The following is a 17,839-nucleotide window of genomic DNA, read 5'->3' as shown; positions in this document are numbered from 1 at the left end:
CACATTAATCATCAAATCACCCGCTCATTTCCTCCATCGATTGGCACCTGAGCTCCAGTGATTTTGGCAAAAGTTTCACCAAGCATTTCAGTTACCAGGCGGGCCACATCCTTAGATGTCACTTCAGATTGTAAGACATTATTTGTTTTGTATTCCTCAATAGTTAGCCCGTAGTAGGCTGCACGTGCCTGCAGCACTTCCTCGGTCCAGATGGCAGTATCGTAAACCGCATTAGGATGTACTACATTCACTCGAATACCTTTTCCTCCTAGCTCCAGCGCGGCTACCCTACTCAATTGGGTAAGGCCAGCTTTTGCCACGGAATATGCGGCCGCACCTGGCCCTGGTGCAGGGACATTTTTGGAACCAACGATCACAATAGCGGGATTAAATCCTAATTCAAGGTAAGGGACACAATACTGGATCAGTTGCTGATGACTGGTCAGGTTGATATCCATGCTCCGTTGCCAGGTTTCCGCAATCATCTCAGCAATTTTTGCACTGGTAGGGAATATACCAGCATTACTCACCAACATATCCAGTCCTCCATATCTAGTAATGATCGCATCCAAAGCCTGTTGAACTTGTTCCGGGTTCGTCACATCTGCTACCAACGGTAACACTTCAGTTGCAGAAAAAGCCTGTTCAACTTCCGGACTAATGTCCATGGCGCCAACAACTGCGCCATTAGCAACCAAATACTCCACGCAAGCCTTGCCTATACCGCTAGCTGCCCCTGTTACCAACGCCACTCTCCCCTGAAAGGCCTTAGGGGTTCCGGCCTTTTTCAACTTGGCTTGTTCAAGGCTCCAATACTCCATTTCAAACAAGTCTGATGGAGGTAATGGCTGCCAGCCACCAAGTTGCTCCGCCCGGTATATTGCTCGCTGCGTATGCGAAGCTATGTCTTTGATGATTTTGGTATGTTTTACGGAAGGGCCAAAGAGTAGTGATCCTGAACCCGGTATTATTGCCCAGCGAGGGGCTTGATCCAGTAAGGTTTCTCCATCGGCATGTAGCTCAAAGTAACTCCTGTAATTCGCAGCGAAATCATTAATGCTCTTTTCCGGGTCATTCTCTAACACAACCGGATGTTGTTTGGTCCGAATGATGTGGTCGGGAGTTATTGGTCCACGGTTAGCTATTTCACTGACACTAGATAAGCCACTAAAGGCGGTTGTCGCTTCCGATAGATCAGATTCGGCTAATACAGGTTGTCCCCAAACCTCAGAAACACTCCTCCTTACTTTTGCAACCTCCAATGAGTTGATCTTTCCTTCTTCTCCTGATAAAAATTCAGGTGCCTGTTCATCCAGATAGCTTTCCGCTTCGGAAACCAGCCTGATCATTTGTTCATAGCTAGCCTTCGCGTCATCATGAAAGGTAAAAACGCCATGATTCAGTAAGATCATGCCATCAATGGAACTCCAATCGAGACCTTTGGTCATCTCGAAGATCTTACTCGCCAGGATAAATCCCGGCATCACGTAAGGAATAATCAGCACCCTGTCACCGTATATCTCCTTGATCTTCTGCTCCCCTCCCGGGGTATTGGTGATGGTCACTACGGCATCGGCATGCGTATGATCTACAAACCTGAAAGGAATAATTGCATGCAGAATTGCTTCCACCGATGGATTTGGAGCTGCAGGATTGGTCATGGCCATTCGCTGATATTTCACCATATCAAGATCTGACATGCTTTCCAGGTTGGCCATTTTTAGCAGCATCTCCATCTTAACCGGCGCAAATCCCTCTGCCTCAATGGTGGCAAGGTCCCATCCACTGCCTTTTACATAGAGGATTTCTTCCTCTTCTTCAAACAGATTGGTGTCTGTGATCTTGACTGAAGTGTTGCCTCCACCGTGCATGACCAGGTCTTCATCTAAACCCAGCAACCTGGATGTATAAACCCGTAATTTCAAAGGGTCTCCATGGCAATTGCTTGCTTCGTCATCATTCCATCTACTTTCCATAAAACTGTGTTCGTTTGCTGACTGGAAATATCGATAAATATTAAATGAAGAGGCAACCGTTTCGTCAAAATATCCGAAAAAAGAGAAATTGCCTGATAGAAATGATTGCTTACCGCCAACCCGTGTATGATAATTTCCATACTTTTGATCCGATACCTCTTATCGGTCATCCTTTTCTACTAGCACGATGGATACTTTTGGTGAACTGTCAGTTTACCCTATTTTCAATTTCAGACCCTGAAATATTGGATAGATGGTTGTAACGGATCAGGAACATACTATTCACGGAAAGCTTTTGGTGGCTGATGACAGTCCCAAAAACCTCAATGTTATTCTCAATTTCTTTTCTGCGGATCACGTCGAAATTCTATACGCCTCCAATGGACAGTTGGCCATCGACATTGCAAGGAAGGAATTGCCCGATCTGATCATCATGGATTGGGACATGCCTGTGAAAAATGGTATAGAAGCGACCAGAGAAATCTCTCAGGACCCCCTCACCCGAGAAATTCCAGTCATTATTGCTACGGGTGTCATGACTAGTCCCGAAAACCTGCAATTGGCACTGGAATCTGGAGCAGTGGACTTTGTCCGAAAACCTTACAATCATATCGAATTGCTCGCTCGTGTCAGCAGCGCCCTTCGGCTAACACGTGCGCATAATGAGATCAGGCATCTGTTGGAAAAGGAAAAAGATTACCTGCAACAGCAAGTAGACCTCAAAGAACGAGAACTCTCCTCCTTTGTGATGAAAGCCCACGAAAGGAATCGGGTTTTTGAAATGCTATTGGAAACGATTGATAAACTGGATCGACAAACACCGGAAACGGGCAAGACACACATTAAGGATCTTAAGAGAAGCATCAAAGCTCAGATGAGCAATGAGAATAACTGGGAGCACTTTGTACTGCAATTCGAAAAAGTGCATCCTGAATTTCTGAACAAGCTCAAATCGAGACATGAATCCCTCACCATCAATGATCTCAAGCTTTGTGCCTACATTCGAATTGGCCTGAATAACAAAGAAATTGCCAACACCAGTGGTATTGCTTATTTCTCTGTCAAAAAGAACATCAATCGCCTGAAGAAAAAGCTCGGCTTGAATCAACAGGATGACATTAGAAATTTTCTATTGCTAGGTTAAATAGCACTTTTCAAAAATCGCAATACACCCACTCTCCTTCATTGCGAATTTTGAATATTTCAAAAAAAACAATAATTCCTTTCGAATAATATTATTTTTCATCGGAAATATTACCAATCAATGAAGTTTAGATAAATTTGGCCACTTAAATTCAAACCATCACGCAAAGAACATGGCAAAAAGCAAGCTTGAATACATCTGGTTGGACGGTTACAAACCGACACAGAGTCTAAGAAGCAAGACAAAAATCCTATCCGATTTTAGTGGCAAACTGGAAGATGCACCAATGTGGTCTTTCGACGGTAGCTCTACTGAGCAGGCAGAAGGAAATTCATCGGATTGTTTATTGAAACCCGTTGCGATTTTCCCTGATCCGGCACGTAACAACGCTTACCTGATCATGACGGAAGTTCTTAATGCAGATGGCACCGCTCACGAATCAAACGGTAGAGCGACCATCAATGATGATGACAATGATTTCTGGTTCGGATTCGAACAAGAGTATTTCTTGTGGGATCCTGCGACCAACTTGCCATTAGGTTTCCCTGAAGGTGGCTACCCTGCTCCTCAAGGACCTTACTATTGTAGTGTAGGAGCCAGTAATGCTTACGGCAGAGAGGTTGTTGAAGAACACCTTGACCTGTGTCTGGAAGCTGGTTTGAACGTAGAAGGGATCAATGCGGAAGTAGCTGCAGGTCAGTGGGAATTCCAAATCTTCGCAAAAGGTGCTCAAGAAGCTGGTGACCAAATCTGGGTTGCAAGATACTTATTGGAAAGAACCGCAGAACAGTACGGATACGCCATCAACTGGCATCCTAAGCCACTTGGTGATACCGATTGGAATGGTTCTGGAATGCACGCTAACTTCTCGAACAGCGTATTGAGAGAAGCAGGCAATAAAGAAACTTATGATAAGATCTGCCAGGCATTTGAGCCAGTCGTAGCGGAGCACATTGCCGTATACGGTGCAGATAATGATCAGCGATTAACTGGTAAGCACGAGACGCAATCTATCGATCAGTTCAGCTACGGTGTATCTGACCGTGGTGCCTCTATTCGTATCCCTGTAGCTACAGTGGAAAATGGCTGGAAAGGCTGGTTGGAAGACAGAAGACCTGCTTCTAACGGAGATCCTTACAAAATTGCTGCTCGAATCATTAAGACAGTAAAAAGCGCTTAATTAGCTCTTTAACTTATACATTGATGAGCCTCAACGAAAGTTGGGGCTTTTTTTGTGCTCTACTATTACAAGCTGATCATCATTTTTAAAAATCAATATTCATATTAACAGTGGTTCTTTCAGCGTATTTTTAGTCCATGACCTTTTGGGACACCATTATCATGTCTGGGGCCATACACGGCTTTGTGTTGGCTGGCATTATCTTAATCCGTCGGGTCAGAACGCTGGCCTCAGTCCTACTCTCCAGTCTATTGATGGTTCAGGGCTTAGCATGTTTGATTACTGCAGCCTTCATTTTTCAAGGCCATTCTTCCTCATTTGCCTGGATCAATTCCACGGAAGACTATTTCCCCTTCTTTCTCACTTTCGGAGTTGGCCCGCTCATTTATCTTCATACTGATAGTATCCTAAAGTCCAAAGAAGCACTAACCAAAAAGGACCTTATACACTTCTTGCCTATTGTTTTTAACCTCCTACCTCCTGCACTGAATGTCAGCGCTATGGTCAGACCTTCTTTTCCAATCTCTGATGAGGCAAGAATTAGGATCAATGAATTCTTGTTATCAGAGAGCGATTACATCGCCTGGCTGCACATTACTATTTACCTTTTGTTATCAATTCGCCTGGTACGTAGGTCTAAATCAGCCATTTTCATTCTAAAATCCTATCAAGAATGGCTTCGTAGTTTCCTATACGGATTTATGGCTTTTCAATTGATCTGGTTTCCTGTGGAGATGATTTATCTCACGCCATATGTCCATGTATTTTCTAATCATGGCCTTTACTATTATCCGATTTACATCCCACTAGTTGTTTTGATCTACTGGATTGGAATCAAGTGGCTTATGCTCACAGCAAAGTACCGACAGCCTTCGGAACAAAAAGCCGTTAATCCACTTAATTCCCATCAAATGGACCTACAAATTCAGCGACTCAAGCAATTGATGCAATCCCAAAATCTCTATAGAAACCCTGACTTGAAACTTGCAGACCTGTCCAGGCAATTGAACATTGCCCCTCAAACGCTTTCCTTCCTTCTTAACAATCACTTGAGAACTAATTTCAACAAATTCGTAAACGAATACCGCATTGAAGAAGCCATTTCTAACATACAATCTGATGATATGAAGAAAAAAACCCTGGAAGGCCTATCAATGGAGGTAGGATTTAAGTCCAGGTCAAGTTTCTACAGATCCTTCAAAGCAATCACGGGTCAACATCCGCGTCAATACCTAAAATCGGAAGAATAATTTGTCCGAAATCTCAATCTGGGACATTTCAGTTCATTTCCTGTTGTTAATTGTCCTCTTGAATTCAGACGAACAAGTTGTGATAACATTCAAATACTCGCTTCTGTTGATCATCATTAATGTGAGTACTCATTCGCTTTGGTCCCAAAGTCCTAGGTATTCAGCCGCCATTGAAGCAAAAATCCATCGCGTAGAAGATAGCCTTATTTACCACGGAAACACCTATTTAAACGCTCCCAGATATTCCCTTGCAGATTGTATGCGAAAGGAAGGTGTTCCGGGCGTTAATGTGGCTGTTATTAAAAACTTTGCCCTTGAATGGGTAAGAAGTTGGGGACTTGCGGATGCTCGCAGTGGACGTCCTTTGACTCCCCAAACCCTCATGAAAACCGGATCGGTCAATAAATCCATTAATGCCTTCGCTTTTTTGAAACTAATGCAAGATGGCGTCATTGACTTTGATCAGGACATCAATGAAATCATGAGAGAATGGCAGTTTCCCTATACCAGAAACAAACCCATCTCCACTTATCACCTGCTTAGTCACACGTCAGGACTGTGGTTTCACCCAGTGAGTACTTACGATCATGGCCCCTTTAAACCCAACCTTGTCAAGTTTCTAAATCGCAAGAAAAGTCCTCAAGATAAGTCGAAGCCGTATCTACATACCCTATGGGATCCCGGTCTTAAATACCAATATTCCAACCTCGGTTATTCGGTCTCGCAACAAGTTCTTATCGAATCTACCGGGTCTGACTATGAATCTTTCATCAAACAAGCAATTTTAGACCCGCTGAACATGGTCTACAGTCTTTACACCATCGATAAGAAGCAACATAATTTCGCGTCAGGACACTGGAATGGCGGGAAGCGCGTACCTGGCAAATTCCGTCCTCAGGTAGAATTTGGACCCGGAGGTCTGTGGACCACTCCGGAAGATCTGGCCAAATATGTCATTGAACTCCAGTTGTCGTATCAGGGAATTTCCAACAAAGTCCTTACGAAAGAAAGTACAGATTTTATTTTTACTCCTATTCAGCAAGAACTCCCCCATTCTTCCATTTTAAATCAAGGGCTAGGATCTTTCCTGGTCAACAAAAAGGGAGGTCGAAAATATTTTTTTCATGCAGGACTAAGTACGGGATATACGGCAATGTTCATAGGTTCTGTCGAAGGAGGCAACGGAGCGGTCGTTTTGACCAATGGTCCTTCAGAGAGCCTTGTGTATGCCATAGTTGCAAGAATTGCTGAAGTATACGAATGGCCGGATTACCTGATCGATGAAGCTCGCATCTCCGGACCTATCGATCGCACTCCTAAAGAGTTAGCACCTTTCCTGGGGAAATTCAGATGCCAGGAACACCCTGAAAATGAAGTGGAGATTTCTTTATGGGAAGACAAACAATTAGTTATGAATTTTACCGGAGGAGAATACGCACATCCTATTCTTGCCCCATTAGACGAACCTCACACGTTCTGGGCCGAAAGTTTCTCTCTTTATTCTTTCACAAAACTCATGTTTTCGCGCGAGATCAATGCAAAAATGAACCAGTTTCAACTTTCAAATGCCGAAAAAACTACAAATTGGGAAAGAGTGAAAATGGAGTCACTTATTAACGAACAACCATGAAAGTAGTATTATTCAATTGGTTCACTTTTCAATTCCTGTACTTGATCAGTACTACCCTTTGTGCTCAAATTAACATTGATCAGCTTGCAAAGGACTTTGATACCGAGATACCAAAAATCATGAAAGCCAATCATGTGCCCGGTGCTTTCGTTGCTTTGATTGAAAGCGATCAAGTGATCTATCAAGCGTATTTTGGGTACTCAGATCTAAAATACAAGCTTCCTATTACAAACCAAACTGGATTTAATATTGGATCCATTTCAAAAGTTTTCGCCGCATGGGGCATTATGAGACTGGTGGAAAAAGGTAAAATTGGATTGGATAGCGCAGCAAACAAGTATCTTAATCAATGGCAGTTTCCTGAATCAGATTATGACTCAAACTTGATCACCATAAGGAGTCTTTTAAGTCATACAGCAGGCCTTAGTGTCCATGGCTATTATGGGTGGAAGAAAGTGAAAAATAAGCCCACACTTCTGGAATCTCTCTCCGGAACGCCCAAAAAATACACGAAAGTAGCACTGATCGCTGAACCTCAAACCAAGTATCAATATTCAGGCGGTGGATACTCCGTCTTACAACAAATCATAGAAGAAGTAACCGGAGATAAATTCGAACATTATATGGATACAGCGGTCCTATCCCCAATGGGCATGTACAACAGTAGTTTTACTATTGATGACCGAATCCTTGCTCAATCATCCAAAGAATACAACAAGCGGGGCAGAGAAATTCAATTCGAACATTTTACTGAAACAGCTGCGGCGGGCTTACATACCACTCCAGATGATTTAATCAAGTTCATAAAATTGACATTTTCTAAGTTGAATTCTGGAAAGAGTGATTCGACAGTAATTTCAGCATCTACCCTAAATGAAATGTTGAAAGTTGTGCCCGCATCAGAAAAAACAATTCCTTATGGATTGGGATACCGCAGGCAGCATTCCAGTAATTCCTGGTGGCATGGTGGAGCGAATTCAGGGTGGTGGGCAATTATTGGCATTAACCCTCAACACAATTTTGGATTAATTGTATTAACTAACTCCTTCTCGGGAAACAAGGTTGAGCGTTTCGCTTTTGAAGCCTGGAACAAACGGCTAATTGAAATAACCAACTCCCAGGGAAATTAATACCCTTTCTTTCACCTTGCTTGTGACAATGAGTCTGACGAAATGCAACAAGCAAGGACAACAAAAAAGGCCTCTCTCACGAGTGGCCTTCTATTTATAAGTTCTATAAAGAACCTTATTTGTTCACTTTATCAACGATGGCTTTGAAAGCCTCTGGGTTGTTCATGGCTAGGTCGGCCAATACTTTTCGATCAATCTCGATCTCATTGGCTTTCAACAATCCCATGAATTTGGAGTAAGACAAACCATACTCTCGAGCTCCTGCATTGATCCTTTGGATCCAAAGTGCTCGGAATTCTCTTTTCTTGGCTTTTCTGTCTCTGTAGGAATATCCCATTCCTTTCTCGACAGCATTTTTGGCTACGGTCCAAACGTTCTTCCTTCTTCCGAAGTAACCTTTGGCCTGCTTCATCACCTTTTTACGGCGAGCCCTTGAAGCTACATGATTTACTGATCTTGACATTTTTAATTTTCTTTGACAAAGGGCGTCACGCTTTAGCGCGATCTTTCAGCCTCTCTATCGGGTTAAAACATTAAACCTAATTATGAAGCGACCATCATTTCTTTGATGGCTTTTTGGTCTGCTTTATGCACCACAGACATGCCACGAAGGTTACGCTTTTGCTTGGTCTCCTTCTTGGTCAAAATGTGGTTTTTAAAAGCATGCTTTCGCTTCACCTTACCAGTACCAGTCAGCTTGAATCGCTTCTTGGCGCTGGATTTCGTTTTCATCTTCGGCATCTCTCTATTTTACAACATTTATTTTTTCTTCACCTTAGGTGCCAGAATGATCGACATCCTTTTACCTTCCAATTTCGGTAGCAATTCTACCTTGCCCTCTTCTTCAAGCGCTTGTGCGAATTTCAACAGGAGAATTTCACCACGTTCTTTGAAAACGATCGTCCTTCCTACGAAATGTACGAAGGCTTTCACCTTTGCTCCTTCATCCAGGAATTTCTTGGCGTGATTGAGCTTAAAGTTGAAATCGTGATCGTCTGTGTTGGGCCCAAATCGAATTTCCTTAACTACTGTCTTGGCTGCTTTCGATTTGATTTCCTTCTGTTTCTTCTTTTGGTCGTACTTGAATTTGGAGTAATCGATTATTTTACAAACAGGAGGATCTGCCTTGGGCGAAATTTCAACAAGGTCTAAACTTTGTTCTTTCGCCATTTTAATGGCTTTTTCTACGGGATATACGTCTACTTTGACATTGTCCCCTACCACACGCACCATGGGTGCCTGGATTCTTTCATTGACTTTATAGGGCTCTTCTACTCTACCTCTATAAGGCCTTCTTCTCTGTTTACCGATTGTTAACCTCCTTTTCTAATTGGACCATCTAAAAAAACAAGACGCAAATATGATGATTATTTCATTGATAAACGAAAATATCGTTTGGTCAAATGGAAAATAATGGATCATTTACGATATTTTATGTTTAAACCGCGCTGGCTTCCTTGAAATAGCTCACAAAATCTTCTTGAGACTTGGATCCAAGGTCACCTTTTCCATGTTGTCTGATAGAAAGCGTACCATCCGCAGCCTCTTTCTCACCTACGATCAACATGTACGGGATCTTCTTTAGTTCCGCATCACGGATTTTCTTCCCGATCTTCTCATCGCGTTCGTCGATCGATCCACGAATGTCATGCTCTTGCAAGCCTCGGAAGACCTCCTGTGCATAATCGTGGTACTTCTCAGAGATAGGCAGGATCGCGAATTGCTCCGGAGCCAGCCACAATGGGAAATTACCTGCTGTATTTTCAATCAGGATACCAATGAATCGCTCCATGGAACCGAATGGCGCCCGGTGGATCATCACCGGCCTGTGTTTCTGATTATCCGTTCCTGTGTACTCTAACTCAAATCGCTGAGGCAGGTTGTAATCCACCTGAATGGTACCCATTTGCCAGCTTCTACCCAGGGCATCTTTTACCATGAAGTCTAGCTTGGGACCATAAAACGCGGCCTCTCCGTACTCAACTACTGTATTGAGTCCTTTTTCATCGGCCACTTCCTGAATTTCTCGTTCCGCACGATCCCAGTCTTCATCCTTCCCAATGTACTTAGCAGGGTTTTCAGGGTCTCTTAGAGAAACCTGGGCTGTAAATTCACCAAAATCCAGTGCCTTTAACACATACATGACCAGGTCGATCACCTTCGCAAACTCCTCTTTTACCTGATCAGGGCGACAGAAAATGTGCGCATCATCTTGTGTAAAGCCTCTTACCCTTGTTAAACCATGCAGCTCTCCACTTTGCTCATATCGATACACCGTTCCAAACTCAGCATATCGCAAAGGCAACTCTTTGTAAGACCTGGGCTTAGCCTTGTAAATCTCACAGTGATGTGGGCAGTTCATGGGTTTCAATAAGAACTCCTCGTCTTCATTAGGTGTATGAATAGGCTGAAAAGAATCCTCTCCATACTTTGCATAGTGCCCGGAGGTCACATAAAGGTCTTTGCTACCAATATGCGGAGAAACCACCTGATCATAACCCGCCCGAATTTGAGCTTTGCGCATGAAATTCTCGAGGCGTTCCCTCAGTACCGCTCCTTTTGGCAACCATAAAGGCAACCCCTTTCCTACTCTTTCAGAGAAAGTGAATAACTCCAATTCTTTGCCCAGTTTCCGGTGATCACGTTTCTTGGCCTCCTCCAGCATTTCCAGGTGTTGCTTCAATTCCTTCTGCTTAGGAAAAGTAATGCCATAAAGACGTGTCAATTGCTTCCGCTTTTCATCTCCACGCCAGAAGGCTCCGGCTATGTTCAGGATCTTAGCCGCTTTGATGGTCCCTGTATTTGGGATGTGAGGGCCACGGCACAGGTCTGTAAAATTTCCTTGTTGATAGAAAGTGATGGTACCGTCTTCTAATTCATCGATCAGTTCCAGTTTGTACTCATCACCTTTTTCCTCAAAATACTTGATCGCATCTGCCTTACTGACTTCTGTTCGTACGTAAGTATTCTTCTGCTTCGCCAGTTCAAGCATTTTATTCTCCAACTCAGACAGGTCTTCCGAATTGAATTTCTGATCACCAAAATCCACATCGTAATAGAACCCTGAATCAATCGCTGGTCCTATCCCTAATTTAATGCCCGGATACAACGCTTCCAGCGCTTCCGCCATAAGGTGTGCCGATGAGTGCCACATCGTGGCTTTTCCATCCTTGTCATTCCAGGTCAGCAATTGCACCGTCGCATCCGTGGTAATGGCTCGGGTAGCGTCCACTACCTCTCCATTTACTTTGGCTGCCAAAACATTTCGGGCCAACCCTTCACTGATACTCATTGCTACGTCCATGGCAGTCGATCCGCTGGCATAGCTCCTCTCGCTCCCATCCGGGAGTGTCACGGTAATGTGCTCCTGGCTCATTTACTGTATTGCTTTTTTTGAATTTAAATTGATGGTAGGGATATCTTGATCTGCCTCCCTAATTCTCCGCAAATATGCAATTTTTCGGTTTACCAGATCCAGACTTTCTTTTGCTTCCTGGTGTGTTGAATCAATCTCCAACACTTGATTGAAGGCTGAAGCAGCACGATACAACCAGCCTCTACGATCATCGATTTTTCCTTTTTGAAGCAGGACCTCCAAATCGTTGGGTTGAGTTACCAATATTCTTTCCAAACACAAAGAGGAAGAATCTAATTTTTGCTCCTTCAAGTACCAGGCGTACAAGGTCTCCAAATTACTTCTTACCGGAATGGACCACAGGAGCTGCTTTGCTTCGCGTGTTTCCCCCAATGCATAAAGTGAACGGGCTTTGTAAGGCAGGGTGACATCAACCGCTCGGTCATCGTAATTTTCGATTACGTTCAACACTTCGTTATAGGCCCCGTTGTTATAAGCCAATGGTACATAAGTCTTGATGAATTCACTATTGTCCTGCATGTCCTTTTTTACCTTTTGAAGGTGATAGAGCGCTAACAATGAATCACCGGCAACCAGGTATTCCTGACCTCCGAAAAAATGATCTGCATCACTTCTACTAACGGTAAAAAAATTACGGAGCAGTCCAATCGCTTCCTCAAATCTACCCGTCTTATTGGCTGCGCTGATTTGGTATTGCCACATCCAGTCCGGAGTTTCATATCTCTCTCCCAATTGATCACGTAATGCTAAGAGCTCTTCGAACTTCCCATTGATTACATAAAAATCAGCGAATTTCTTGGCAACGATTGGTTCCAATTCCAAAACTTCCTGTGCACGTTTGACACATTCAGTGGCCTCCGACGGCCAACCTAGTTTCTCGTAATAAGAAAGCTGTAATTCAATCAAGCTGACATTTCGAGGGCTTTTTTCAAGCTCATCGCCCAGGCGTGTGGCGGCATTCTCATAAAAGGAAGCCGTAACCTGTGGGATACGAATACGATCTTCGGAGGGTCGAAGCTCGCAAGAAAAAAACAGACATAGCAATGGCAGATACAGTGCCGAAACCTTCATTCTACAAAATAAGCTGGAAACTGATCTTAACTCCAAACTTGTTTGCACCAGGATTATCTAAATAGGTCAGTCGATGAAAGAAATCCACACGTGCTACCTTGAAAATATTTTCGATACCATAACCGAGTTCAACATAGGGCTTGCTTCCCAACGTGTTAAACGGCTGAACGGGCACACCACCTTCGTCTACCACCAAATTTCTATTGTCTTCCCGGAGGCTTCCGTAAAGGACATTGGCATTGGCCACCAGACGCCATTTTAACTTACGTAATAAAGGAATATGATTCAATATCAATCCTTCAAACGAATGACGGTACCTAAGTTCCGCATACCGATCAGCCGTAAAATCGAAGAAATTCAATAAGTTATATGCAAAATTCACATAGAAAGGGGTCTCGTTTCCAATGGTGTTGTACAGTAACGGATAAGGTAAATCGCCAATCACCATTCCAGCATTGAATTGATAACGTGAGATTCCCAAAGAAGCCACCTTTTGTCTTTTCTCAATACGCAATCCTAATTTATGGTATTCAAAATCACTGCCAAACAGTCCTTTGATCCCGTAGGTATAAGTAAACGTTACAGCCGGCCATTTGACGGTTCCCAGGCTGACCCGCTCATTATCGTTCATCACGAAAATCTCATCTTTACCCCAGCGGGTACTTACTTTCACTTCAGTGATGTCAAAATCACTACTGGTCGTCAATGGATCATTGACTTCACTGGTTCGATAATTAAAATCGAACAAGGGTGTGAAAGATTGTTGTTTGAAATCGATGTTCTGTTGCCAACCTGCCTTCAATTGCCGGGTAAGTGAAACTCGGTTTTTATTAAACAGGAATGGCTGTGTAAGTGTCCCAAATCGACTGAATGTATAAAAGAAACTTCCCCCCTGAATATCTCTATTCAGCAACCAGACCTGATCCACTTCTTTTTGCTTTTCGACCCGTAGCTTGGTCCAGCGCTTTCTTGAGAGGATAAAGTCTCCATAAAGCTGGAATTTATGGCGTTCATCATCAATGCCGTAACCGTAATAACCTCCCAGGGTGAAATGTTTACTCAAGCCAATCCTGGTCTTCCCTCCTATGCCTAATCGAATTCCTTCAATGTCATTGTTTCCAAAAAAAGTACTGTAGTGTCCAATGTCAAAGTGGTTATTCAACCTGAAATAGCCTGTTGCTGCGATCTTGGCCGCATCTGTCATCAGTTTGATCATTGGGATATATCGCAACGTATCGATCATGCGATATACATTCATTTCCGTAGCACTTAAGGTATCATGTCGATGTTCCCGCCAATAAGCTTCATCGTAGACCTGTACATCTTCCTCCATGGTTACCGGGTTCTGATAAAACTGCAGGTCTTTGGGTTCATTCACCACAAAGTCTTTAGCAGAAATGTAGAATTTGGCAATCAAACCAGCGGTCTTCTTGGTCACCTGCGCCACATCCACGACTACTCTGGATTTCTCGGGTAACCACGCACCTGCCTTTGTTCGTTTGAGGTCCTGTTGAATTTTGATTCTTTCGATGTAATTCAGGTTTGCGGATTTTCCTACAGCAGCATCAATGCGCTTTAATGCATAATCATCTTTCGCGATCCACATCATGCCCCGAAAAGCCAGGTTTTGTTCATTCTTGGGCTCAAACTCGATCCGATAACAAAAGTCATCGCCGATGTATAGGCTGTCTTCCAGATAATAGTGATAGTTACCTTTCCAACCATTAGCGATCGGCGACACAAACTCCTTATTAACGATATTCAGCCAATTCTGATAGAAGTTGTATTCCTGTAACGTGGACCCGATGACTTGTGACGTAGTAGTGCCATCGGTCAATCCGACACCTCTGAGCTTTGTCTTAATGACATTTTCATGTCGATAAGTCGGATCGGTCCTGAAATAATAACGTGAAATGGCTTCTGAGATGAAAATTGGTAAAATCGGTTTTCCATCTTCTCCGGCAATCTGCTCGATGCTGTCCAATACAGAGGTGATCTTACGCACCAGTTTCCGGTTCTTGAATTTATCCGAAATGTTATCTACATCAATCTCGATTTTGGTATAACTCTCATATTCGTAAGCCTTCAGCGATCGTTTATCGTTTTTCTTCTTATTCGCGATGACATTACGCATGATCGGCCATGCCGGGTTTTCACCTGCATAAACAACCACCTCTTCCAATTCGGTAAGGTTTTCATCCAGTTGAAAATTAACGATTTGATCCTTACCTCTTTTAATAGGCTTCTTCTTCGAGATGTATCCGATATATCGAACTTCTAAAGAATCTACAGGTGTAGTTGTAGTGACCTTGAAATTTCCGTCAAAATCGGTAATTCCTCCTTCCGTAGTACCAACGAAAAACACATTAGCAAAAGGAATAGGTGTGCCCGTGCGGGATTCGATGACTTTACCGGTAATTGTTGTTTCAGACTGCCCCCAAGCAGTAAAACAGGTCAAAAAAATGACGAGGGTAGTTAGTGGTTTCACGTGTTTTTTGAGTTCCGACCTTCTATAACGCAAAAATGATGCAATGTGTGCGGGTTAGACTCAAAAAAGTGAAAATTCGTATTAAGAAAGACCTTTTTTTAGATCCTTCACATCTAGTCGGACTTCTTTTACCAAATTCGTAAGCTGTTCCAGAGAAATCTCATCTTCTGCATCAGGATCGGGAAACTCAATACTAATATACGCCTTGGCTTCCCAGATCTCTTCTACGGTCTCCGGGTCGGTCTCGTATGGAGAGTACGCTTTATTATCGGAAACCAGAAAAAGCTTGCCTTTGTCTTGGATATAGTTAAATACTCTTTTATAAACGATTCCTTCCAGTCGTGTGATTAGGATGTACGTCTTTCCATTTTTAATATCATCAGCTGATTCGATGTATTTACCAATAACAATAGTTCCTGGGGTCAAAGGCAACATGGAATCCCCCTGGATCTCAAATGCACGATAGGTCGCATTCTTTGGCAATACAGGTAATTGGAACTTCGGAAGTTCTGTAACGAACTCGGGATCTGCATAACCGTTCAGGTAACCTGCTGCTGCTTTCTGAGGAACCAGTTCGATGTTCTCATTGTCTTGTTCATCCACGGTAATGGACAGTATCTTAACTGGTTTCTGAGCAGGTGAAATATGTCCTTTGGTCAGGTCATCATTGATCAGGGCATCCGTAGATACTTCCAATGCCTCAGCAATAGCCACCAGGGTCTGTAAGCGTGGTTCCGCACGTGCCTCTTCATAAGCACCAATTAAGGACCGTTTGATCCCCACTTTCTGGGCGAATTGTTCCTGGGTAAAACCCAGTTTTTTCCGAAGTGACTTGATGTTATTGGCAATGACTGACATAATCCTGTTTTATAGATGTTTGAACTTCAATGTTGATCAACAAAAATGATATAATTTCTTCGACTTCCGCAGGTAAACTCCACCCTTATTATCATAGCAGGTCAGGCATCAAAAAAGATGAACCCCATGTCCTGTTGGCTTTGCTTACCAATAGAATATAAATGGATATGTTGAAAGTCAACTGACTCGTGAATGGTATGTAGCCGGTCCTTGATCCCATTGACTACACTCTTCAATGTCTGATCAGATTCTACCAAAACATAACCGTGCAAGTCTTTTTTATTTCGAACAGTGGCATAAAACTTCACCTGACATTTACCTGAGCGCAACTTCTTTGAACTCAGTTTTAGTTTGTACCGATCGCTAAAAGTGATGTCTGCATCTACTGCTTCAAATTCTTTGATCTGAAGGTCGGGGGAAAGTTGACTCGCTACCATTTGCTATATTTATTAGTATTTTGAGAGACTAATTTAGCGCATTTCTGCTTTTATTTCACAATTATACTAAATATTTTAGCAAAAAGAACGAAATGATTGAAGCAAACGATCCAAAACGCGCCATCATCCATATGGACCTGGATGCTTTCTTTGTGGCGGTTGAGTGCCTCAGAGATGACCGCCTCAAAGGCATCCCATTAATCATTGGTGGAAAGGATGGCCGAGGTGTCGTCACTTCTTGTAGCTACGAAGCAAGGAAATTCGGCATTCACTCTGCCATGCCTACGCGGCTGGCTCTTCAGCTTTGTCCGGATGCCAAAGTGATTTCCGGGGATATGGAAGCTTATAGCTATCACTCGAGGATGGTCACGGATATCATCAAAGAGGATGCACCGGTATTCGAAAAATCGTCCATCGATGAGTTCTATGTAGATGCTTCAGGAATGGACCGGTATTTTGGTACTTTTCAATGGGCCAGACAATTGCGTCAAAGGATAAACAAAGAAACAGGCTTGACCATTTCCATGGGTATGTCCACCAACAAACTAGTGGCAAAAGTGGCCACAGGTGAATACAAACCCAATGGTGAAAAACAGGTGGAACGGGGTACGGAAAGTGAATTCCTCTCTCCCCTTCCGGTAAGAAAAATTCCTTCCATTGGTCCAAAGACCACTTTATTTCTAGCTGAGATGGGAGTTACTCATGTACACATCCTCAGGAAAATGCCTTTGAAGCTTTTGGAGAAAGCATTCGGGAAACATGGAAAATCGCTTTGGCTCAAAGCCCAGGGCATTGATCACACGCCTATTCAACAATACGAAGAACGTAAATCTATTTCTACTGAATGTACGTTCTCGGAAGATTCTATTGATATCCCAAAAATGAAATCCATGTTGACTGCCATGGTCGAACGACTTTGTCATCAATTGAGGGAAGAAAATAAACTCACTGCCTGCGTTTCGGTTAAAATCCGCTATGCCAATTTCGATACGGAGACGAAGCAAAAACACATTGCCTATACAGGCTCGGATCAGGTGGTACTTCAAACCGTACAACGACTTTATGATGCCTTGTATACACGACGAATGCGACTCAGACTAGTAGGTGTACGACTAAGTGATCTTGTACATGGTCATCATCAAATTGATCTCTTTGCCGATACACAGGAATCGCTACAACTCTATCAAGCACTGGATCATATTAAAACGCTTCATGGGCCTCATAAAATCATACGTGCTTCTACCATGGGGCTCGACAGTCGTATTCGTATGAGTCGCAACGCCTTTCAGGCTTAATTTC

General features: G+C 43.1%; 15 protein-coding genes. 6 read left to right on the top strand and 9 right to left on the bottom strand.

Annotated features, from left to right (window positions below; translation table 11 throughout):
- Positions 1-11 precede the first annotated feature (11 nt).
- The gene (locus R8G66_06850) at positions 12-1,976 is read right to left on the bottom strand and encodes a bifunctional aldolase/short-chain dehydrogenase (protein ID MDW3192062.1); all 1,965 of its coding nucleotides are present in this window, start codon (positions 1,974-1,976) and stop codon (positions 12-14) included.
- Positions 1,977-2,229: 253 nt separating this feature from the next.
- On the opposite strand from R8G66_06850, the gene R8G66_06845 reads away from it, so the two are divergent.
- From R8G66_06845 to R8G66_06825, 5 genes are all read left to right on the top strand, one after another.
- Positions 2,230-3,120, top strand: a complete 891-nt coding sequence (locus tag R8G66_06845) for a response regulator (GenBank protein ID MDW3192061.1) — start codon at positions 2,230-2,232, stop codon at positions 3,118-3,120.
- Between the two features lie 172 nt (positions 3,121-3,292).
- Complete coding sequence (locus R8G66_06840) at positions 3,293-4,300, top strand: glutamine synthetase beta-grasp domain-containing protein (GenBank protein ID MDW3192060.1); 1,008 nt, start codon at positions 3,293-3,295, stop codon at positions 4,298-4,300.
- 137 nt (positions 4,301-4,437) lie between these two features.
- Positions 4,438-5,550 carry an AraC family transcriptional regulator gene (locus tag R8G66_06835; protein ID MDW3192059.1) on the top strand — a complete coding sequence of 371 codons (1,113 nt, stop codon included), beginning with the start codon at positions 4,438-4,440 and terminating at the stop codon, positions 5,548-5,550.
- A 79-nt stretch (positions 5,551-5,629) separates the two neighbouring features.
- A complete protein-coding gene (locus tag R8G66_06830; GenBank protein ID MDW3192058.1) occupies positions 5,630-7,180 on the top strand; it encodes a serine hydrolase domain-containing protein in 1,551 nt (516 codons plus the stop codon).
- Complete coding sequence (locus R8G66_06825) at positions 7,177-8,310, top strand: serine hydrolase domain-containing protein (GenBank protein MDW3192057.1); 1,134 nt, start codon at positions 7,177-7,179, stop codon at positions 8,308-8,310. The genes R8G66_06830 and R8G66_06825 overlap by 4 nt, the downstream gene beginning before the upstream one ends.
- Before the next feature lie 115 nt (positions 8,311-8,425).
- On the opposite strand, the gene rplT is transcribed toward R8G66_06825, so the two are convergent.
- From rplT to R8G66_06785, 8 genes are all read right to left on the bottom strand, one after another.
- Positions 8,426-8,773 carry a 50S ribosomal protein L20 gene (gene rplT, locus R8G66_06820; GenBank protein ID MDW3192056.1) on the bottom strand — a complete coding sequence of 116 codons (348 nt, stop codon included), beginning with the start codon at positions 8,771-8,773 and terminating at the stop codon, positions 8,426-8,428.
- A gap of 80 nt (positions 8,774-8,853) precedes the next feature.
- Positions 8,854-9,051 (bottom strand): 50S ribosomal protein L35, encoded by a 198-nt coding sequence (rpmI, locus tag R8G66_06815; protein MDW3192055.1) that lies wholly within the window; start codon positions 9,049-9,051, stop codon positions 8,854-8,856.
- Positions 9,052-9,069: 18 nt separating this feature from the next.
- Positions 9,070-9,621 carry a translation initiation factor IF-3 gene (gene infC / locus R8G66_06810; GenBank protein ID MDW3192054.1) on the bottom strand — a complete coding sequence of 184 codons (552 nt, stop codon included), beginning with the start codon at positions 9,619-9,621 and terminating at the stop codon, positions 9,070-9,072.
- A gap of 127 nt (positions 9,622-9,748) precedes the next feature.
- Positions 9,749-11,686 carry a threonine--tRNA ligase gene (gene thrS, locus R8G66_06805; GenBank protein ID MDW3192053.1) on the bottom strand — a complete coding sequence of 646 codons (1,938 nt, stop codon included), beginning with the start codon at positions 11,684-11,686 and terminating at the stop codon, positions 9,749-9,751.
- A complete protein-coding gene (locus R8G66_06800; protein MDW3192052.1) occupies positions 11,687-12,757 on the bottom strand; it encodes a hypothetical protein in 1,071 nt (356 codons plus the stop codon).
- Position 12,758: 1 nt separating this feature from the next.
- A complete protein-coding gene (locus R8G66_06795; protein ID MDW3192051.1) occupies positions 12,759-15,245 on the bottom strand; it encodes a DUF5686 family protein in 2,487 nt (828 codons plus the stop codon).
- Between the two features lie 81 nt (positions 15,246-15,326).
- Positions 15,327-16,103: a LexA family transcriptional regulator gene (locus R8G66_06790; protein ID MDW3192050.1), complete on the bottom strand. Its 777-nt coding sequence runs from the start codon at positions 16,101-16,103 to the stop codon at positions 15,327-15,329.
- 101 nt (positions 16,104-16,204) lie between these two features.
- Positions 16,205-16,540: a hypothetical protein gene (locus tag R8G66_06785; GenBank protein MDW3192049.1), complete on the bottom strand. Its 336-nt coding sequence runs from the start codon at positions 16,538-16,540 to the stop codon at positions 16,205-16,207.
- A 92-nt stretch (positions 16,541-16,632) separates the two neighbouring features.
- On the opposite strand from R8G66_06785, the gene dinB reads away from it, so the two are divergent.
- Entirely contained in the window at positions 16,633-17,835 is a 1,203-nt protein-coding gene (gene dinB / locus R8G66_06780) for a DNA polymerase IV (GenBank protein ID MDW3192048.1), read from the top strand.
- Positions 17,836-17,839: the final 4 nt, after the last annotated feature.

Source organism: Cytophagales bacterium, from assembly GCA_033344775.1.
In the GTDB taxonomy this organism is placed as follows: Bacteria; Bacteroidota; Bacteroidia; order Cytophagales; family Cyclobacteriaceae; genus JAWPMT01.
Note: the sequence above shows the minus strand (reverse complement) of the source record. Positions and strands in the feature narration are given on the sequence as shown.

Coding starts and splice junctions, on each gene's coding strand:
- R8G66_06850 (MDW3192062.1), bottom strand. CDS start 1,976: ATGGAAAGTAGATGGAATGATGACGAAGCAAGCAATTGCCATGGAGAC.
- R8G66_06845 (MDW3192061.1), top strand. CDS start 2,230: ATGGTTGTAACGGATCAGGAACATACTATTCACGGAAAGCTTTTGGTG.
- R8G66_06840 (MDW3192060.1), top strand. CDS start 3,293: ATGGCAAAAAGCAAGCTTGAATACATCTGGTTGGACGGTTACAAACCG.
- R8G66_06835 (MDW3192059.1), top strand. CDS start 4,438: ATGACCTTTTGGGACACCATTATCATGTCTGGGGCCATACACGGCTTT.
- R8G66_06825 (MDW3192057.1), top strand. CDS start 7,177: ATGAAAGTAGTATTATTCAATTGGTTCACTTTTCAATTCCTGTACTTG.
- rplT (MDW3192056.1), bottom strand. CDS start 8,773: ATGTCAAGATCAGTAAATCATGTAGCTTCAAGGGCTCGCCGTAAAAAG.
- rpmI (MDW3192055.1), bottom strand. CDS start 9,051: ATGCCGAAGATGAAAACGAAATCCAGCGCCAAGAAGCGATTCAAGCTG.
- thrS (MDW3192053.1), bottom strand. CDS start 11,686: ATGAGCCAGGAGCACATTACCGTGACACTCCCGGATGGGAGCGAGAGG.
- R8G66_06800 (MDW3192052.1), bottom strand. CDS start 12,757: ATGAAGGTTTCGGCACTGTATCTGCCATTGCTATGTCTGTTTTTTTCT.
- R8G66_06790 (MDW3192050.1), bottom strand. CDS start 16,103: ATGTCAGTCATTGCCAATAACATCAAGTCACTTCGGAAAAAACTGGGT.
- R8G66_06785 (MDW3192049.1), bottom strand. CDS start 16,540: ATGGTAGCGAGTCAACTTTCCCCCGACCTTCAGATCAAAGAATTTGAA.
- dinB (MDW3192048.1), top strand. CDS start 16,633: ATGATTGAAGCAAACGATCCAAAACGCGCCATCATCCATATGGACCTG.